This window comes from Veillonella sp. T34266-5, from assembly GCF_002959815.1.
GTDB lineage: Bacteria > Bacillota > Negativicutes > Veillonellales > Veillonellaceae > Veillonella > Veillonella atypica.
Window position 1 is genome coordinate 1 of sequence record NZ_PPCZ01000001.1, and the last position, 17859, is coordinate 17859.

Consider the following 17859-nt stretch of genomic DNA (forward strand, 5'->3'; position numbering starts at 1 on the left):
TTGTGCGCCGAATAGGCATGACTAAACCCCCAGTTAAACTGGGGGTCGGTAAAAAATTCTTAGAGAAAAGGAAAGAACCTCCTAGTGGTAAAATAAAGTTGGTCTGGCAACCACAACATTTCAACATAGGAGGTTCAATGTCAATGAATGACGTAAAAAGCTTATCACATAGTAAATGGAGATGTAAATATCATATTGTTTTTGCACCAAAGTATAGAAGACAAATAATTTATGGTCGGATAAAAGCTGATGTAGGTAAAATTTTAAGAGATTTATGTAATAGAAAAAATGTAGAGATTATAGAGGCAGAATGCTGTCCGGATCATATTCATATGCTAGTAACTATTCCACCACATTTAAGTGTATCAAGTTTTATGGGATATTTAAAAAGCAAAAGTAGCCTCATGATATTCGATAAACACGCAAATTTAAAATATAAGTATGGAAATAGACATTTCTGGTGTAGAGGATATTATGTGGATACGGTAGGACGATATGAAGGAGCGATAAAAGAGTATATTCGCAATCAACTACAAGAGGATATAGCGCAAGATACATTAAACTTTAAAGAATACACCGACCCGTTTACGGGTGAGCCAGTAAAATAGGCAAAATAAAAGCCCCCGAGTAGGGGGCAGCCAGTGGTAATAGAGTGGTTGTCAGATCATTCAATGCCCTCTTTAGAGGGCCACCACTAGAGAAAGACCCTTATAGGGTCAGAGCAAACCACCCGTTCTACGGGTGGTTATGATTAACCATACAGTGTAAGGAATGGGGATAGAGTTGACGTATTCATATCTGATTGCTTATAATGAATTGTATAAAATTTAATTTAAGGAGACTTTTATGAATACACAATATACACGTCATTTGTCGATGATTCGTCGCGCCCTTAGTATTGGGACCCTTTGCTTCGTGGCATTCTTCGGTGTGGCTCATGCGGAAGACTTTGCAATTCCTAGTGCCCGTCCTGTGGTAGATGGTATGAGTACTGATGATGTAAAAGTCGTATCTGCTGCACATCCTGGTAGCGCTAGCCTTATTACACCAAATGATTGGACATACAAAGCGTTAAAGACGCTGGTAAAACATGGGGCCATTACAGATACACACGGATTTACATTCGATGATAGCACTAGCTATACAAAGGATGAGTTGATGCCGTTACTTGATGAAGTTGTGGAAAAACGGGAACAAATGAACGACAATGATCGTCAATTTGCGTTGCGTATCTACCAAGAAAACATGCGTGATGTCATGGATTATCGCATTGAACGAGACAAGAAAATCACCGAAGAACGCCGTCAAAAATTAGATAAAAAACGAGTTGAGAAATCTGGTAAAGATGTTAAGGTATCCGAAAAACAACAGGAATCTCTCGATGCGGCCACTGATGAAGTAGCAAAACCTAAAGAACGGGCCTTAACAGATGAACAAATTAAGGAAAAAATGAAGAAATTCAAAATTGATGACTCTCGTGTAAAGACTAACGGTGATGTTCGTATTCGCTATACAGGTTCCAAGAATGGAAAATCTAAAGCAGATGCGCGTGTACAAACAGAAATGACGTTCACTCTATAATCCCTGTAAGGGAACAACATGACTAATTTTTTTAAAAATAAGTTGTTTACCGTCCATCAGAATGGCAAACAACATGTTAGTGAAGTATTTAAGTATATCGGACCCGGTATTATTGTAACCGTCGGATTTATCGATCCTGGCAACTGGGCTGCCAACTTAGCAGCAGGTGCTAGTTATGGGTATGAATTGCTATGGGTTGTAACACTATCTACGCTTATGCTCATCTTATTGCAGCATAATGTGGCCCATTTGGGGATTGTGCGGGGGCAATGTTTAGCAGAATGTGCTTATGAATTCTTACCAAAATGGTTGTCTCGTACGGTGCTTAGTACGGCAGGGATTGCGGCCGTAGCCACGGCGCTGGCGGAGTTTATTGGTGCTGCTATTGCATTAAAGATGCTCTTTGGTATCCCTCTCGTTATCGGTAGCGTGTTGACGGCTATCGTATGTACAATTATGCTCATTACAAACTCCTATAGTAAATTAGAACGTATCATAGCCGGGTTTGTATCCCTTATCGCATTGGCCTACCTTGTGGAGGTCAATATGGTCGATGTTAATTGGGCTGCAGCGGGTATTGGCTGGGTCAATCCGAGCATACCTAATGAATCGATGCTCGTTATCTTGAGCATTTTAGGGGCTGTTGTTATGCCTCATAATTTGTTTTTGCACTCCGAGGTCATCCAAAGTCGTCAGTTTAATCGACAAGATAAGGAGATTATGCATCGCCAGTTGCGATATGAATTCGTAGATACATTATTATCTATGGGCATTGGTTGGATGATTAACTCCGCCATGATTATACTAGCGGCGGCCGTATTTTTTAGTCATGGCATTGCTGTTACCGAATTAGAACAGGCTGAGGAATTATTGAGACCTTTAATTGGACCTGCTGCAGGTACCATCTTTGCATTGGCCTTGCTGTTTGCCGGCCTTGCATCATCGGCGACAGCTGGTATGGCTGGGGCGAGCATATTTGCCGGCATGTTTGGCGAGTTCTATGATATGAAGGACTTTCATAGTCGTTTAGGATTAGGGTTAACATATATTCCTGCACTATTATTGATCCTGTTTATTACGGATTCCTTTCAAGCCTTGCTCGTTTCACAAATGTTCTTGAGTTTACAGTTGCCGATTACCATATTCTTACAACTATATATGACGAGTAGTCGTCGTGTTATGGGCGTTTATACGAACCGCCGATTTACGGGGATTATTCTTTGGGGCATTGGTATTATCGTAACATTGATGAATATTTACTTATTAGTTATAGGCTAATATATACCGCTTGTTTTTGTGAAAGCTTTCACAGAAATAGGCGGTATTTTATTTTGTTTAGAACTAGAACCAAATAGATTTATGAAATGTAGTTGTAGTAACGTATAAGCCTGTGAAATATGGTACAATAAAGAATAGAATTTAATTTGCTACTATAGCAGTTTATATATGTTTTTGGGAGGATTTCATGGCAACAGAAAAAGATATGAATGAATTAAATGCACCATTACAATCTGATTATAAAGAGGTTGTTCGCGACATTGCAGAAGAATTATTAGCGCGTCTTAACATTGAAGAGGATGGCGCTATTATCGATATGTTCCAAACAGGATCTCTAGACCCTTGGCAATTATTTGTGTTCTTCTCCGCATTAGAACATGCACTTATGGAGTTTAGAACGGACAAACGCAAGAAAACCGTTATCGTTCATGCTCAACCAGAGGCCCTCGTAGGCACAGGACCTGTTGTAACACCGGTATCCACTATGCTTGAGCATATTTTAATGTCTCGCGTAAATGATATGAGTGAAGGCCGTTTGGAAACCGGTTTGCTTACCGTGTCTGGTGAAAGCATCGATTACGAAGGGGTTAATCTTAAGGGACGCCATGTAGTTATCATTTGTGATATTCACGATAATGAATCTCCTTATTTGGCGGAATGCGTTAAATTATGTAAAGAGATGAAAGCAAGTCACGTTGTGGCAGTCCCACTCATGTTGTGGAACCCGGATCTTATCGACAATTTGACAGAGGAAAGTATCAAGGCGGAATTATCCCATGAAAATCGTCCTCTCTCCTAGTAAGACAAAAACGATTCCTGATACTGAAATTGCGGTCCGTGATGGTCAATTTCAGCCTCATATTACTCAAGAAATTGTAAAACATGTACAATCTCTCGATGCAGCAGCACTTGGCAAGGCCTTAAAACTAAAGGAAGATAAGGCGCAGGTGCTCTTTGATTTCTATCAAGAGTTTGAGTCTCATCCTGTAGGTTTTGCTTGTGAAAGCTACGATGGTATTGCTTTTAAATACTTGGATTGGACAGGACTATCTGATGAGGCTAAGAACTTTGGCAAAAATCACCTCGTTATAATGTCTGCGTTATACGGCGTTGTAGAGCCTACGATGGGCGTTAGAGATTATCGGCTGGATATGGTCGATAAGGTGGGCATTAATCTATATGAAACTTGGCGTGAAGCGGTGGATGCATACTTTCACAAGGAAGATTGGATCCTAAATTTGGCGTCTAAAGAATATGCAAAAATGGTGAATCATCCAAAGGTGGTAACCGTTGAATTTTGGGAATTACGAGGCGATACATATAAACAGATGAGTACGTCCTCCAAAATGAGTCGTGGTATGATGGCGCATGCATGTTTAACGAACCAAGTGAAGCATGTGCGAGATTTACCACGCGAAATTAATGGATTTATGTGCGTTACAGATATTGAGTCCATTACCATACCAAGCGAATCGATGACGGTTCGTTATGAAAGGAAGTGATTGTTTGCAAGTGCAAGATATTCTCGCAAAAGACCTTGTTGGCGATGAATGGCTGACAGAGGATGAGCTAAGATTTCTCATGTCTGTAACTGATGAAGAACAGTTGCAGTTAATCTATAAAAAGGCTTACGAAGTGAAGGCGAAATATGTACAACCTGTGGCATACTATCGTGGCCTCATCGAGTTCTCGAACCGATGTATTAAAAACTGTAATTACTGCGGTATTCGCCGCGAAAATGATAAGACGGAACGTTTTGATATGAATCGTGAAGATATCATCAAAATGGCGCAGTGGGCCTATGACCATGAATATGGTTCTATTACGCTTCAATCTGGGGAACGCTGTGATGACGTATTCGTTGATTATGTGGTAGATCTAATCCGCGACATCAAAGCCATCGGCGATGGTTCTCTTGGCATTACGATGTGCGTAGGGGAGCAAAGTGAAGAAGCGTACCGTCGTATGCGTGAAGCCGGTGCTAGCCGTTACCTATTGCGCATTGAAACGACGAATAAAGAATTATATCACAAAATTCATCCTCGCGATGAACTACATTCTTTTGAAACTCGAGTTGAATGTCTACGCCGTTTGCGTCGTGTAGGATTTCAAGTGGGTACAGGCGTTATGATCGGTCTGCCTGGGCAAACAGAGGAAGACCTTGTGAACGATATCTTGTTCTACCGTGATATGGATATCGATATGATCGGCATGGGACCATATGTGGTACATCACGATACGCCGCTAGGCCAAGAAGCATTAGCGATGGGAATCGATGACGAAGTAGGTAAATTGCGCCGCATTCAATTGGGCCTAAAGATGATTGCGTTGGCACGTTTATTCTTGAAAGACGTAAATATTGCAGCTACTACAGCGTTACAAGCATTAGATCCACTAGGTCGTGAAAAGGGGCTCGCTGCAGGTGCCAATATTTTGATGCCTATCATTACAATCCCAGAACATCGTGCCAAATATTTGTTATATGATAATAAACCATGCGTGGATGATAATGCAGATAAATGTAAAGATTGCTTGACGCGTCGCGTTATGTCCATTGGTGATACCGTTGGGTGGAAGCAAAATGGGGATTCCAAGCATTACGGTAAGCGGACTGGGTCGTTTTAATCATACTGACATAAATTATCGATTAAATTGTTTATAATTGTTATATTTATGTAGAAAGATAAATAAAATCCATATATAATAAGAACATAGTTTATTTTGTTTTATTATATGAGGTGATTTTATGGAAACAAAATGGTATTCTGATTTTTGGAATCTATTGACTCAACCATTTAAGGGCGGTATCGATCAAGTCGTACAGTATGGTACGTTGAAAAAGGGCTTCTTAGGGACAGCACTCTTATGGGCAATTCCTTATATCTTGATTGGCTTGTTTGGAGCCTTGTTGCTTCCATTACTTCCTAGAAGCGAATTTTCTGCTATGGGCATGCTCCTTGGGGCTGGCGTAGGCTTCTTCTTTATTCTAGCCTATATTGCTAGTATCATTTGGTCCTTTGTCATGGTGGCTGTTGGGTCCTATGTATTTAACTGGGTGGCTGTAAAAATGGGCGGTACTGACGATGTACAGTCTGTTATGAAGGTCCAATGGTATCTACAAGGTTATGAAGTATTATTATGTACTTGTGTGTATACAATTGTTTTTATTCTCATGGCTATCTTCGGTGGCCTATTTGGTAGCTCTACATTATCCAAGCTTATTTCTAATTTAGGCTCTCTAGCAATTTTTGTCTTATCCGTGTGGGTAGGCCTTGAATTGATGGCAAGACAAACTACGTTGACTAAGATGCAAGTATTCATTGCCGGTATCGTAACATTTGTTATCTTCGTCATTATTTCGCTTATTTTCATGGCTCTTTTTGGTGGCTGTGCAGCCTTGGTAGGCCGATAATTTCATTATTATAAAAAATCCTCTTTTTTCGATAAATATTTTTTCGGAAAAAGAGGATTTTTATAGTATTACGTCGAAATCATATATCAAGAACTCAAAGTTTCACATAAGGAGGCGATTCCGATGAAAGAATATAGTAGTGATCAGATTCGTAATGTAGCTGTGGTGTCCCACGATGGGGCGGGGAAAACGGCTTTAGTAGAATCCTTGTTATTAACCTCTGGTGCTGTTGATTTTGTTGGCCGTGGTCAAGATAACAAACATATTATGGACTTTGAGCCAGAAGAGATTAAACGGAATGTAACGATTCAATTGGGTATGGCCCCTTGTGAATGGCATGACCATAAGGTTAACTTTATCGATACACCGGGTTACAATGAATTCCATGGCGAAGTTCGTGCCGCATTGCGTGCTTGTGATGGCATGTTAATGGTATTATCTGCAACGACTGGCGTTGAAACAGATACGGTGCGCGCGTGGGATTATGCTGTTGAATTACAAATGCCACGTATGGCATTTATCAATAAAATGGACGTTGATGGTGCTGATTTCTTCGGTACTATTGAACGTATGCGTGAACTATTTGGCAAGGCAATTATGCCACTCCAAATTCCAATTGGCGAAGGTGCCAATTTTGAAGGCGTTATAGACGTAGCCAAAATGACTGCGTTTACTTACAAAGACGGCCAACCAACAGAGATTGCTGTACCGGCTCATCTTATCGAAAAGGCCCAAGAAATACGGGAAATGACCGTAGAGGCCGCGGCTGAAGGTAGCGATGAATTGTTGGAAAAATATTTAGAAGGCGAAGAACTTTCATTAGAAGAAATTCGCCAAGGTCTACGCGAAGGGATGATTACAGGCCGTGTGTGTCCAATCATGTGTGGCAGCGCCACATCCCGTATTGGCTTAGATCAAGTATTAGACAGAATGATTCGGTATATGCCAGATGCAGCAAAAAAAGTGATGACTGCTGAATCAGCAGACACTGGTGAACCAGTTGTAGTGCATGTGGATAAACCCCTAACCGCATTCGTGTTTAAAACCTTGCTTGACCCATTCGCAGGCAAACAAAGCTTTGTACGCATCTTCTCTGGTGAACTCAAAGAAGGTGATAAGCTGTTCAACGTTAATCAAGGAACTGAGGAAAAATGGAATAAGATGGTTACCCTTATCGGGAAGCAACAAATTCCAGTGACTGCCGCAAAAGCTGGCGATATCGTAGTGATACCGAAATTAGCTAATGCAAAAACAGGCGATACCTTAACAGCTCCTGATTTTAAGGTGAAGTACGATGCGATCCGTTTCCCTCAACCTTTATATACCGTAGCTATGGAAGCCGTGAAAAAAGGTGAAGAGGAAAAATTAGCTAGTGCTGTGTTAAAAGTAGCCGAAGAAGATCCAACTTGTGTAGTTGTGAAAAATCCGGAAGCTCGCCAATTGCAAATTGACTGCATGGGCGAAGTGCACTTAGAACATATCCTTAACAAGATGGACCGTAAATACGGCGTACAAGCGAAACTTGTAACACCATATATTCCATACCGTGAAACAATTAAAGGATCTGCAGAAACAGAATCGAAATATAAAAAACAAAGTGGCGGTCATGGTCAATATGGACATGTTAAAATTCAAGTTGATCCATTATATGATGGTCAAGAATTTGCCTTTGTAGACAAGATTTTTGGTGGTGCTGTACCAAGACAATATATACCAGCAGTGGAAAAGGGTGCCAGAGAAACCCTAGAAAAAGGCTTAATTGCGGGATATCCTATGATTGGCGTGCAAGTGACACTCTTGGATGGATCTTACCATAGTGTAGACTCCTCAGAGTTAGCATTTAAAGTAGCTACGTCACAGGCTATCAAGGATGTAATTCCAAAGGCGAAACCAGTCCTATTAGAACCAATCTATGAAGTTAACGTGTTTGCACCCGATGCTTTCATGGGTGATATCATGGGCGATTTAAATAGTCGTCGAGGTCGTGTATTAGGCATGGAACAAAGTGAAAGAACTGGTATATCTGTTGTTAAAGCGCAAGTACCGTTGGCAGAAATGTCAGATTATGTTACTGTTTTGCGCTCTATGACACAAGGACAAGGCGTATTTAATCGTCAGTTCTATAGTTATGAAGAGGTTCCTCATAAGCAAGCCGATGAGATTATCGCTGCTTTTAAGGAAAAAGAGTAATATAAAATTGTCCACGTAGTTAATTCTAATATGAATTAACATGTAAGTAACAACTACATATACAATTTCATAGACAACTTCATATGTATAACAGTCTTGACGTAAGTCATAAAACTGAATAGTATTTTACGGACCCTCCATATATGTAGCGTATGGAGGGTTTGTGTTTATATAATCCTATGTGGAAGCTAAGCTTTTTATGTGCTACGATAGAGGTATAAAGATCGTATTACTATTGTATTTTAGTATAGTATGTCTATGCAGTATGGTTCCTATAGAAAGGATATAGTTATGTTTTTCTCCAGTATACATGCAGATTATACAAAAATGGGCTATCCCGCAGCCATCATTCGAGCTCTTGATTTCTTAAAAAACACTGATTTACAAGCATTGCCAGGAGGTCGTCATGCTATCGAAGGTGATATGATGTATGCCAATGTGGATGATGTGGAAACAAAATTGTTTGAAACTACAAAACCAGAATCTCATAAAAATTATATAGATATACAGTTTATGGTAAAGGGTGAAGAGAATATGGGCTTTTTTGTAGATCGTGGTCGTGTAAAACCGATTGAATCTTATCCTGAACGAGATTGCTATTTCTATCCTAATGAATCTGTCGATGAAGGACACATCCACTGTCCAGAAGGGTATTATACGGTATTTTTCCCATCGGATATTCATCGTCCTCTTTTAGCCGTTGACGATAAGCCTATAAAAATTCGCAAGGTTGTTGTAAAGGTGCATGTGTCTCTATTAGGTGAGTAACATGATGAAACGATATGAAATTATCGGTATTATATTAACATTATTAGGCGCCACCTTATGGGGCGTGTCAGGCACATCCGTTCAATTCGTAGGTAATTTCCGCAATATGAACCTAGAATGGCTTTTGACGATGCGTCTTATTACGGCCGGCCTTTTAACCGTTCTATATGGATGGATTCGTCAAGGCAGTGCTATTTTTAATGTATTCCGTAATTGGCGAGATACATTAGGACTCGTCATATTCGGCGTATTTGGTATGGCCCTGTGCCAATATACCTATTTCCGTTCCATCGTCATCGCCGGTGCGGGCATTGCGACGGTGCTGCAATATTTGGCGCCGTCTATGATTATCATTTATTTGCTGATGCGTTATGGCAAACGGCCTTCTACAGGAGAAATCATTTCAGTTATCCTAGCTTTAGCAGGCACTATTTGCTTGATGGGGAATAATGGTTTTTCTTTTGAAAGCTTTCGTAGTGACGTGTTGTTCTGGGGCTTATTATCTGCCGTGGGCGTAGCCGTATATAGTGTTTCCCCAGTGCGATTATTAGCTACCTACGGGACAATTCCTATTGTAGGCTTTGGTATGCTCCTCAGTGGTCTCGTGGCAGCGGTCCTTTTCCAGCAACCTCATTCGTATGCGACGTGGGATGTATGGACTGTGGTAGGCTGTTTTAATGTAGTCTTTCTTGGCACCATCGTGTCCTTTAATGCGTACCTTGAAGGGGTTAAACGTATTGGTGCTGTCTCAGGATCTATTTTGTCATCGATTGAGCCGATTTCAGCAGCTTTCTTTGGATGGGCTTTGTTAGGTAATCAATTTAATTGGGTTGGTATCTTAGGGATGGCCATGATTATTGCAACTGTTATCATCATTGCCTTAGAAAAACGAGGTCAATCATCTTAATGATAAACTCTTTGTAATAGTAATCAATCCTTATGCGGAGGTTGTATGGAAGAAAAACAGTGGATAGGCATGGGCCTTGCTATTATGGGGGCACTATTTTGGGGGCTTTCAGGTACATCGGTGCAGTTCCTCGAAAATGCAAAGCATTTAAATGTAGAGTGGCTCTTAGAAGTGCGGTTACTTGTAGCAGGTTTATTAACAATTCTACTCGCCTATATGAAGGATGGGATACGCATTTTTGATATATTTAAAAATCCAAAAGACTTTGGTAAACTCCTCATATTCGGTTTATTGGGCATTGCGTTGGCACAGTACTCGTACTTTAAAGCTATCGCTATTTCGGGTGTAGGTGTGGCTACTGTTCTTCAATATGTGGCTCCTACGATGTTGATTATTTATCTGTTTATACGATATTTTAAAAAGCCATCCTTACCAGAATTATACTGTGTGGCCCTCGCTATGATTGGTACGGTGTGTATTATCATGCAAAAGGGGCTAAATCTATCTGCATTTAATGGGGATGCTTTGTTTTGGGGCCTCATTTCTGCGGCTAGTATTTGTGTTTACACATTGGAACCTGTTGAACTATTAAAAAAATACAGTACATCATCCATCGTTGGCTTTGGGATGTTTATATCTGGCATTTTGGTGTGTATCGTATTCCGTCAAGTGGCATCAGAAGCCATTTGGGATGGCATGACTTTGGTTGGGTTATTTACAATCATTATACTTGGTACAGTTGTATCCTTTAATGCGTATATCGAAGGTGTACGTCGCATCGGTGCCGTACAAGGATCGATTCTTTCATCTTTAGAACCAATATCGGCCGCATTATTTGGATGGGCCCTTTTAGGCAATGAATTCACTTTAGTGGGCATCTTTGGTATGATTTGTATCATCGCCACAGTGTTCATCATTGCCTGGGATAGACAACGACAAATCAAACGAGAAGTGTTAGAGAAATTGAATAAGAAAGAGATAATGTAGACATAGAAAAACACATATGCTCGATAGTTAATCATCGTGACATATGTGTTTTATTGTTATTGCTATAATATATTATATTTTTTCTAATATTAATTCAAATAAATTCTCTAGTTTTTGTAAGTCTCCATATACCGTACCGTTCATGTAGGTATTATATATGATGTCATTATCGGCAACACGGATTTGTGCTCGATACCCTTTCGATATGGCAAGCGTTCGAATTACTTCGCGTTGTGTTCGACCATTCCCTTCTCTGAAGGGGTGAAAGAAGTTTAGCGAATCTAAAATTTTAGCCAGTGAGCGAATAATACATTCTTTTGTGTTGGCCTTTTGATGATATGTATTGAGCAAATCGTTTATATATTCCGCGGCAGAGTTAAATGATTGAATCGACATAAAAGGATTTCCACTTTTAGATATATTAACTCTTCTATATTGTCCTGCCCAAGAATAAACGTCTTGGAAAAGATATTTATGAATTTTTTGTATATCATCAGTGGAATATACTAAAATAGGCTGTATGTATAAATCTGCAAGCCGCTTTGATACGTGTAGATGTTCGTTATTTTTGGCTGATTTAGGGTCTAGAATATTTTGTTTATTTATTAAAACCGTTGAGTTTTTATAGGTATAGAAATTATCTAAATCTATATATTGGTAACCCTCGTATTGGTTTTTAGCCAATTTGTAGTTCCTTCCTTCTATTTACAACGTAGTTTTTTAATTCTAGAACTGATTCAGTAGTAGGTTTAAAGTCCTCAATCATAGATGAACCTATGGCATACCAAACTGCATCAAAGTCTTCGAAGTTATCAAATTGTACATCTAAAATAGTGAGTTTTTCTTTGCTTACATTTAACGTCATAGGAACCTCCTTTAATACTATTATTATACCATAGTTAAGCTTTTGATTTTGTATACATAGCCCTGCTTGGTTGACTATTTACATATCTATTCCTATAGTTAATGTATAGAGAGGAATAATAAGTTATATGATGTTATTTAGTATATGAGGTTATATATGATACTAAAAGAACGTTTACAAAAAGATTTTGATGCTATAGCACAGTTGACTGGGCTTGGAGAAGGCGTTAATCGCCTTGCTTTCAGCGATGCAGATTGGGAAGGGCGTCAATATATTATAGATTGCATGAATGATGCGGGCCTTGATGTAGAGATAGATGGATTTGGTAATGTTATCGGTTATAAGGTTGGTACAAATCCTGATTTGCCAGTTGTAATGGTTGGATCTCATACAGATAGTGTACCTAATGGCGGTAATTATGATGGTGTAGTTGGCGTTTTATCAGCCATTGAAGCAGTGCGTAGCATGATAGACGATGGTTTTGAACAGGAACATACCATTGCAGTAGTAGATTTTATGTGTGAAGAGTCTAGTCGATTTGGCGCCGCTACTTTGGGGAGTAAGGCTATGCGTGGCAAATTGACATTAAATGATTTGCATCGATTAGTCGATACACAAGGTATAACCTTATACGATGTATTGAAAGGTCGTAATTTGAATCCTGATGCTATTGAAAGTATGGCATATAAAAGGCCTGTGAAAGCTTTCATAGAAATACATATTGAACAAGGTAAAGTGTTAGAACATGAACAGAAACAGATTGGCATTGTATCTGGTATTGCCGGACCGGAACGGTTTTATGTAACCATTCGTGGTAATGCAGATCATAGTGGCGCTACGCCGATGAATTTACGTCATGATGCATTGTGTGGGGCCTCAAAAATTATCCTCGGTATTGAAGAGGTAACATCGATGCAAGAGGAACCACCTGTGGTAGGTACTGTTGGTATTGCCGAAGTTGTGCCTGGTGCTATGAATGTGATCCCTGGAGCTGTAAAACTAGGTGTAGACATTCGAAGTATTTCAAAGGTAGCTCGAGATTCTGTAGTATTTCTTATTAAAGAATTAATCGATGTTATTGCAGAAAAAAGAGGTCTATCTTATACTATTGAGCCTATTTCAAAGGACCATCCAGTATCTATGCATCCGCTTATGGTTAAGGAGATTGAAAGAGCCGTTACATCTCTACAGTTAGAATATATGATTATGCCTAGCGGAGCCGGCCATGATGCGATGCATTGGGCTGAGGTGGCGCCTACCGGAATGATATTTATTCCTTGTCGTGATGGAATCAGTCATAATTCAGCAGAGTTCGCTGCTATGGATGATATAGTAGCTGGAGCGGAAGTATTAGAAAATGTCATAAAGAATATAAGTCTAGTTGGCAATGCCTTAGATTAATATAAAAACCTTCAACAATGATGCTAGATGTATGGATAACATCTATTACCATAGGTTGAAGGTTTTTATTATAGTATTTTATTTTAGTTTAAAGGCAATCCATAGGGCACTGAGGATGAATAATCCACCACTTACCCAGAATAGTGTAGTGAAACCTAGTAGAGCCATAAGACTAGAGCCACCGATAGCACCAAGGAAGTAGCCAAAGAATAAACAAGATTGATTGTAGGAGAAAACCTGTCCCGTAAATTCTCTAGGTGTTTTGGAGGATAGATATGTATTCAATGCAGGAAGCATACCACCTAAACCAAAGCCTTGTAGGAATCTAATGAGCGCTAGTTGGTAAACGTCTGTAACATATGCTTGAGGAATATTGAATAAACCTACATAGATAAGCGATACTACGAGTACCTTACGTGGTCCTACCTTATCGACGAGTTTCCCAAGAGGTGAACTACTCATAAGTTGAGCAATCCCCATAGCAGAGAACACAGCGCCTGCAATAAATGCTAAATTCTCGGTGTTGCTCGGTACAATGCCCTTAATATATACGGAGATAACAGGTTGTAAGGACATGATGCAGATAGCATAGATAAAGGAGGCCACACATAGTGCTACGATACTACTAAATTCAGGAATTTGTTCCTTTAATTTACTAATAGAAAGTTTTTCTATATTAGGCTTTGGTACATAGTTTTCATGGATGAATGCCGTGGCTAATACACCTGCTAAGCCCATGAGGATGCCGACGATGATAAAATCATTGCGAATACCTACAGTATCTGCAATGTATCCGCCTAATAACGGTCCAGTGAGCGATCCTGCTAGATTGGCCGATGCCAATAGACCTAAAGCCCAGCCAGTCCGTTCAATTGGTGATTCTGAGGCAATTAATGTAATGCTTGCCGAGTAAAAACCACTGACTAAACCTTGGATTAATCGAATTAAAACAACCCCTTCTGGCGTTGTTTGAAAGGCGATTAATACATTACAGAGAGCCATACCAAAGCTAGAACGAATTAATGTAATTTTGCGCCCTTTTCTATCGGCAAGACGGCCCCAAAATGGTGCAGCCAAGCAAACAATAAGAAATGTAATCCCTGTAGCTAAGCCAGACCATAAGGACATCCCTTCTGGCGTGTTGACACCTAGATCATGAAAATAGAGGGGAAGAATTGGACCTAATTGGCTAACCCCAAAGGATGTACAGAATACACAGACTAAACTGATGTATACCGTTCGTTTCCACGTTTCCATAAAATCTCCTAAATCGATAAATGAATACTAGTATGTAATTTATAGTATAACGTGATATAGGTTGTTATGCATTATAAATATTAGAAAAATAATATATAATCAGATATAATTGTAATACAAGTAATACGGATTAAAGAGAGTGGATAGAATTAATTTAATACTATGATTTTGGAGGTGAGCATATGGCAACGATTTCATTACGTATTAGTTCAGATGAAGAAAAACTATTACAAACCTATTTAGCCGCACATAACTTAAATATTTCATCGTTCATTAGACAAGTCGTGTTTGATAAAATTGAAGATGACTTAGCACTAGATGAAAAGCGTATTTTGAGGGCTCGTAATCGGATTAATAAAGAAAAACACTACTCCCATGAGGAAGTTTGGAAAGAACTGGGGGTATAGAACATGTACGAGGTTATATTTACTGATTCGGCATTAAAAGAATTGAAGAAGTTAGATAAACCGGTAGTACGAGTTATAAAAAACTGGGTTGTTAAGAACCTTGTTGATTGTGTTGATCCGAGAATACATGGAAAACCATTAAAAGGCAATCTTAAAGGTGTTTGGCGCTATCGTGTAGGGGATTATCGGCTTTTTGCAGATATTCAAGATGATAAACTTGTTATCTTTTTATTTGAAGTAGCACATAGGAAAGAAATCTACAAATAAGTTTAGAAATTATAATGTTAGTTGAGATTTTTCTTGACTTTCATTCTATAGAAACATTATAATCAGATTATAATTTTATACTCGCCTGAAAGAAACCGATGAGGTGGAGATAAAAATAGGAAATGCACTCACAGAGAGCGGGATTAGCTGAGAACCCGTAGTACGCAGCTTATTAAATGGACCACCGAGGGCGCATGGAACAGAATGAATTTTCATTCCTAGTATGGTGCGACGTCACACGAGCGTTAGTCGTGAGGGATATGTTAGTATCCTGCGAAAGGGGAATGCACTGCATTCAAACAAGGTGGTACCGCGATTTATAGCACATACAATCATATTGTAATAATAGAACTATAGACTCGTCCTTGACGTTATATTGTCATGGGCGAGTTTTTTTATTGGAAAATGCCAGATGGAGGTTCTCATGATTTTCCCTAGTCTTGACCGTGTGAAAGCTATCGCACCGGGCTACGATATCGTGCCTGTATATATGGAAATTTTATCCGACGTACGCACACCGATTAGTGTGTTGAAAGCGTTAAAACAAGTGAGTAGTCATACGTACTTGCTTGAAAGTGCGGATAATAGTAATCATTGGGGCCGTTACTCCTTCTTAGGCTACGATCCTAAGATTGAGCTCTTTTGCAAAAACCATAAAATGACTATCAAAGACGGTACAACACGTACTTTTGAATGCTCTGACCCAGCTGCAGAAATTCGCAATATTTTGAGCCAATATAAAAGCCCTCGCTTAGAAGAGCTACCAACCTTTACAGGTGGCTTTGTAGGGTACTTTGCTTGCGAATACATTCGCTACATCGAGCCAACATTGGATTTTCCAACACCAGACGATGACTCCGCCATGGTCAACGATGTAGACCTTATGCTATTTGATAAGGTAATCGCCTTTGACCATTACAAAAATAAAATCTACTTGATTGCTAATATCAGTACAAACGATTTGGAACGCAACTACAACAAGGCTGAGCTTGAGTTAAAAGCATTAGCTGATCTCGTAGTAAACGGTAAAGAGGCAGATGTTCCAAAAGGTATTCTTAAAACAGAGTTTACCTCTGAGTTTACAAAGGATGAGTTTGAAGCAGTTGTTAAAAAGACACAGCATTACATTAAGGAAGGGGATATCTTCCAATGCGTTGTATCTAACCGCCGTGAAGCTGAGTTCGATGGTAGCTTGTTAAATGCGTACCGCGTATTGCGTACGTTGAATCCATCTCCATATATGTTCTACCTATCTGGTGGCGATGTAGAGCTTACAGGTGCTTCTCCAGAAACATTGGTAAAATTGACGGATGGTAAAATGTACACCTTCCCAATTGCAGGTACTATGCGCCGCGGTAAAACCGAAGCAGAGGACCTCGCTATTGAGGAAAAACTCATTAATGACGAAAAAGAGTTGGCTGAACATAACATGCTCGTTGACCTTGGCCGTAACGACTTAGGTAAAATTGCTAAATTCGGTTCCGTACAAGTAGAGGCGTTACACATGTTGCAACGTTTCTCCCACGTAATTCACATTACATCTACTGTAAGCGGTGATATTCAAGACGGTAAAGATGCTCTCGATGCCATCGGTGCTACATTGCCAGCAGGTACATTGTCCGGGGCTCCTAAAATTCGTGCTATCGAGATTTTACACGAACTTGAAAAAAGCCCGCGCGGTGTATACGGCGGCGCTGTAGGTTACATCGATTTCTCCGGTAACATGGACGTATGTATCGGCATCCGTATGGCTATGAATAAAGGCGGTAAGGTCTATGTTCGCGCCGGCGCAGGTATCGTTCGCGATAGCGTTCCTGCTAGTGAATATAACGAAACCTTGATCAAAGGCCAATCCATGATTTCCGCAATTACAGACGCACAGGAGGTAGAATAATGGTACTCCTTATAGATAATTACGATAGCTTTTCCTTCAATTTATACCAATTAGTAGGCTCTATCGATCCAGACATTAAAGTCATCCGCAGCGATGAATTAACCGTTGAAGAAATCCGCGCGTTGAAACCAGACTATGTGATACTTTCACCAGGACCTGGTAGACCAGCTGATGCGGGCGTATACGAAGACCTATTGCGTGAATGCAAAGGCGAATTCCCAATCCTCGGCGTATGCCTTGGTCACCAAGCCATCGGCGAAGTATTCGGCGGCACCGTTTCCTACGCAAAAAAAGTTATGCACGGCAAACAAAGCGTAGCCAAACAAGTACACCCATCCAAAATCCTGAAAGATGTACCTGAACAATTCGAAGTAGCACGTTACCATTCCTTGGCGATCATTGACGAAACCATGCCAAGCGAACTCATCGTTACATCCATTACAGACGACGGCGAAGTAATGAGCGTAGAACACAAAGACTACCCAATCTACGGCGTGCAATTCCATCCGGAATCCATCATGACACCAAATGGGGAACAAATGATTCGCAATTTCTTATCTAAGTAGTACCAGGACCGGTATTGTCTTATATACATTTGTAGTCGAGATGGAGGCCCTAAAGCCTCCACCGGCCAGATCTGTCCCT

19 protein-coding genes are annotated in these 17859 nt (G+C 40.0%); 16 read left to right on the forward strand and 3 right to left on the reverse strand.

What is annotated here, in order from left to right:
* The first annotated feature begins 143 nt into the window (after positions 1-143).
* From tnpA to VIHSUH07_RS00055, 11 genes are all read left to right on the forward strand, one after another.
* Positions 144-608 carry an IS200/IS605 family transposase gene (tnpA, locus tag VIHSUH07_RS00005; RefSeq protein ID WP_005375295.1) on the forward strand — a complete coding sequence of 155 codons (465 nt, stop codon included), beginning with the start codon at positions 144-146 and terminating at the stop codon, positions 606-608.
* A gap of 238 nt (positions 609-846) precedes the next feature.
* Positions 847-1581: a hypothetical protein gene (locus tag VIHSUH07_RS00010; RefSeq protein ID WP_038124634.1), complete on the forward strand. Its 735-nt coding sequence runs from the start codon at positions 847-849 to the stop codon at positions 1579-1581.
* An 18-nt stretch (positions 1582-1599) separates the two neighbouring features.
* Positions 1600-2859 carry an Nramp family divalent metal transporter gene (locus VIHSUH07_RS00015; protein WP_105083440.1) on the forward strand — a complete coding sequence of 420 codons (1260 nt, stop codon included), beginning with the start codon at positions 1600-1602 and terminating at the stop codon, positions 2857-2859.
* 187 nt (positions 2860-3046) lie between these two features.
* Positions 3047-3658 (forward strand): hypothetical protein, encoded by a 612-nt coding sequence (locus VIHSUH07_RS00020; RefSeq protein ID WP_105083441.1) that lies wholly within the window; start codon positions 3047-3049, stop codon positions 3656-3658.
* The gene (locus VIHSUH07_RS00025) at positions 3636-4361 is read left to right on the forward strand and encodes a YaaA family protein (protein WP_105083442.1); all 726 of its coding nucleotides are present in this window, start codon (positions 3636-3638) and stop codon (positions 4359-4361) included. The genes VIHSUH07_RS00020 and VIHSUH07_RS00025 overlap by 23 nt, the downstream gene beginning before the upstream one ends.
* The gene (gene hydE / locus VIHSUH07_RS00030) at positions 4348-5484 is read left to right on the forward strand and encodes a [FeFe] hydrogenase H-cluster radical SAM maturase HydE (protein WP_233187782.1); all 1137 of its coding nucleotides are present in this window, start codon (positions 4348-4350) and stop codon (positions 5482-5484) included. The genes VIHSUH07_RS00025 and hydE overlap by 14 nt, the downstream gene beginning before the upstream one ends.
* Before the next feature lie 121 nt (positions 5485-5605).
* On the forward strand, positions 5606-6271 hold the full coding sequence (locus tag VIHSUH07_RS00035) for a hypothetical protein (protein ID WP_105083443.1): 666 nt from the start codon (positions 5606-5608) through the stop codon (positions 6269-6271).
* 123 nt (positions 6272-6394) lie between these two features.
* On the forward strand, positions 6395-8461 hold the full coding sequence (gene fusA, locus VIHSUH07_RS00040) for an elongation factor G (RefSeq protein WP_005375430.1): 2067 nt from the start codon (positions 6395-6397) through the stop codon (positions 8459-8461).
* 291 nt (positions 8462-8752) lie between these two features.
* Positions 8753-9229, forward strand: coding sequence for a YhcH/YjgK/YiaL family protein (locus VIHSUH07_RS00045; protein ID WP_105083444.1), 477 nt, complete (start codon positions 8753-8755; stop codon positions 9227-9229).
* A 1-nt stretch (position 9230) separates the two neighbouring features.
* Positions 9231-10136, forward strand: a complete 906-nt coding sequence (locus VIHSUH07_RS00050) for a DMT family transporter (RefSeq protein ID WP_105083445.1) — start codon at positions 9231-9233, stop codon at positions 10134-10136.
* Between the two features lie 45 nt (positions 10137-10181).
* On the forward strand, positions 10182-11123 hold the full coding sequence (locus VIHSUH07_RS00055) for a DMT family transporter (protein ID WP_105083446.1): 942 nt from the start codon (positions 10182-10184) through the stop codon (positions 11121-11123).
* A 72-nt stretch (positions 11124-11195) separates the two neighbouring features.
* Here the strand turns inward: VIHSUH07_RS00055 and VIHSUH07_RS00060 are convergent, their stop codons facing one another.
* Positions 11196-11807 (reverse strand): Fic/DOC family protein, encoded by a 612-nt coding sequence (locus tag VIHSUH07_RS00060; RefSeq protein ID WP_105083447.1) that lies wholly within the window; start codon positions 11805-11807, stop codon positions 11196-11198.
* On the reverse strand, positions 11800-11988 hold the full coding sequence (locus VIHSUH07_RS00065) for a hypothetical protein (protein ID WP_005375321.1): 189 nt from the start codon (positions 11986-11988) through the stop codon (positions 11800-11802). The genes VIHSUH07_RS00060 and VIHSUH07_RS00065 overlap by 8 nt, the downstream gene beginning before the upstream one ends.
* A 156-nt stretch (positions 11989-12144) precedes the next feature.
* Here VIHSUH07_RS00065 and VIHSUH07_RS00070 point away from each other — a divergent pair, with 156 nt between their 5' ends.
* Positions 12145-13389, forward strand: coding sequence for a M20 family metallo-hydrolase (locus VIHSUH07_RS00070; RefSeq protein ID WP_105083448.1), 1245 nt, complete (start codon positions 12145-12147; stop codon positions 13387-13389).
* A 78-nt stretch (positions 13390-13467) separates the two neighbouring features.
* Here the strand turns inward: VIHSUH07_RS00070 and VIHSUH07_RS00075 are convergent, their stop codons facing one another.
* Positions 13468-14646, reverse strand: a complete 1179-nt coding sequence (locus VIHSUH07_RS00075) for an MFS transporter (RefSeq protein ID WP_105083449.1) — start codon at positions 14644-14646, stop codon at positions 13468-13470.
* A gap of 182 nt (positions 14647-14828) precedes the next feature.
* On the opposite strand from VIHSUH07_RS00075, the gene relB reads away from it, so the two are divergent.
* The 4 genes from relB (at position 14829) to VIHSUH07_RS00095 (ending at position 17780) form a co-directional block, all read left to right on the forward strand.
* Positions 14829-15053 (forward strand): type II toxin-antitoxin system RelB family antitoxin, encoded by a 225-nt coding sequence (relB, locus tag VIHSUH07_RS00080; RefSeq protein WP_005375493.1) that lies wholly within the window; start codon positions 14829-14831, stop codon positions 15051-15053.
* A 3-nt stretch (positions 15054-15056) separates the two neighbouring features.
* Positions 15057-15320, forward strand: coding sequence for a type II toxin-antitoxin system RelE family toxin (locus VIHSUH07_RS00085; RefSeq protein WP_005375480.1), 264 nt, complete (start codon positions 15057-15059; stop codon positions 15318-15320).
* A gap of 424 nt (positions 15321-15744) precedes the next feature.
* Positions 15745-17214, forward strand: coding sequence for an anthranilate synthase component I family protein (locus VIHSUH07_RS00090; protein WP_105083450.1), 1470 nt, complete (start codon positions 15745-15747; stop codon positions 17212-17214).
* The gene (locus VIHSUH07_RS00095; protein WP_105083451.1) at positions 17214-17780 is read left to right on the forward strand and encodes an anthranilate synthase component II; all 567 of its coding nucleotides are present in this window, start codon (positions 17214-17216) and stop codon (positions 17778-17780) included. The genes VIHSUH07_RS00090 and VIHSUH07_RS00095 overlap by 1 nt, the downstream gene beginning before the upstream one ends.
* The last annotated feature ends 79 nt before the right edge of the window (positions 17781-17859 follow it).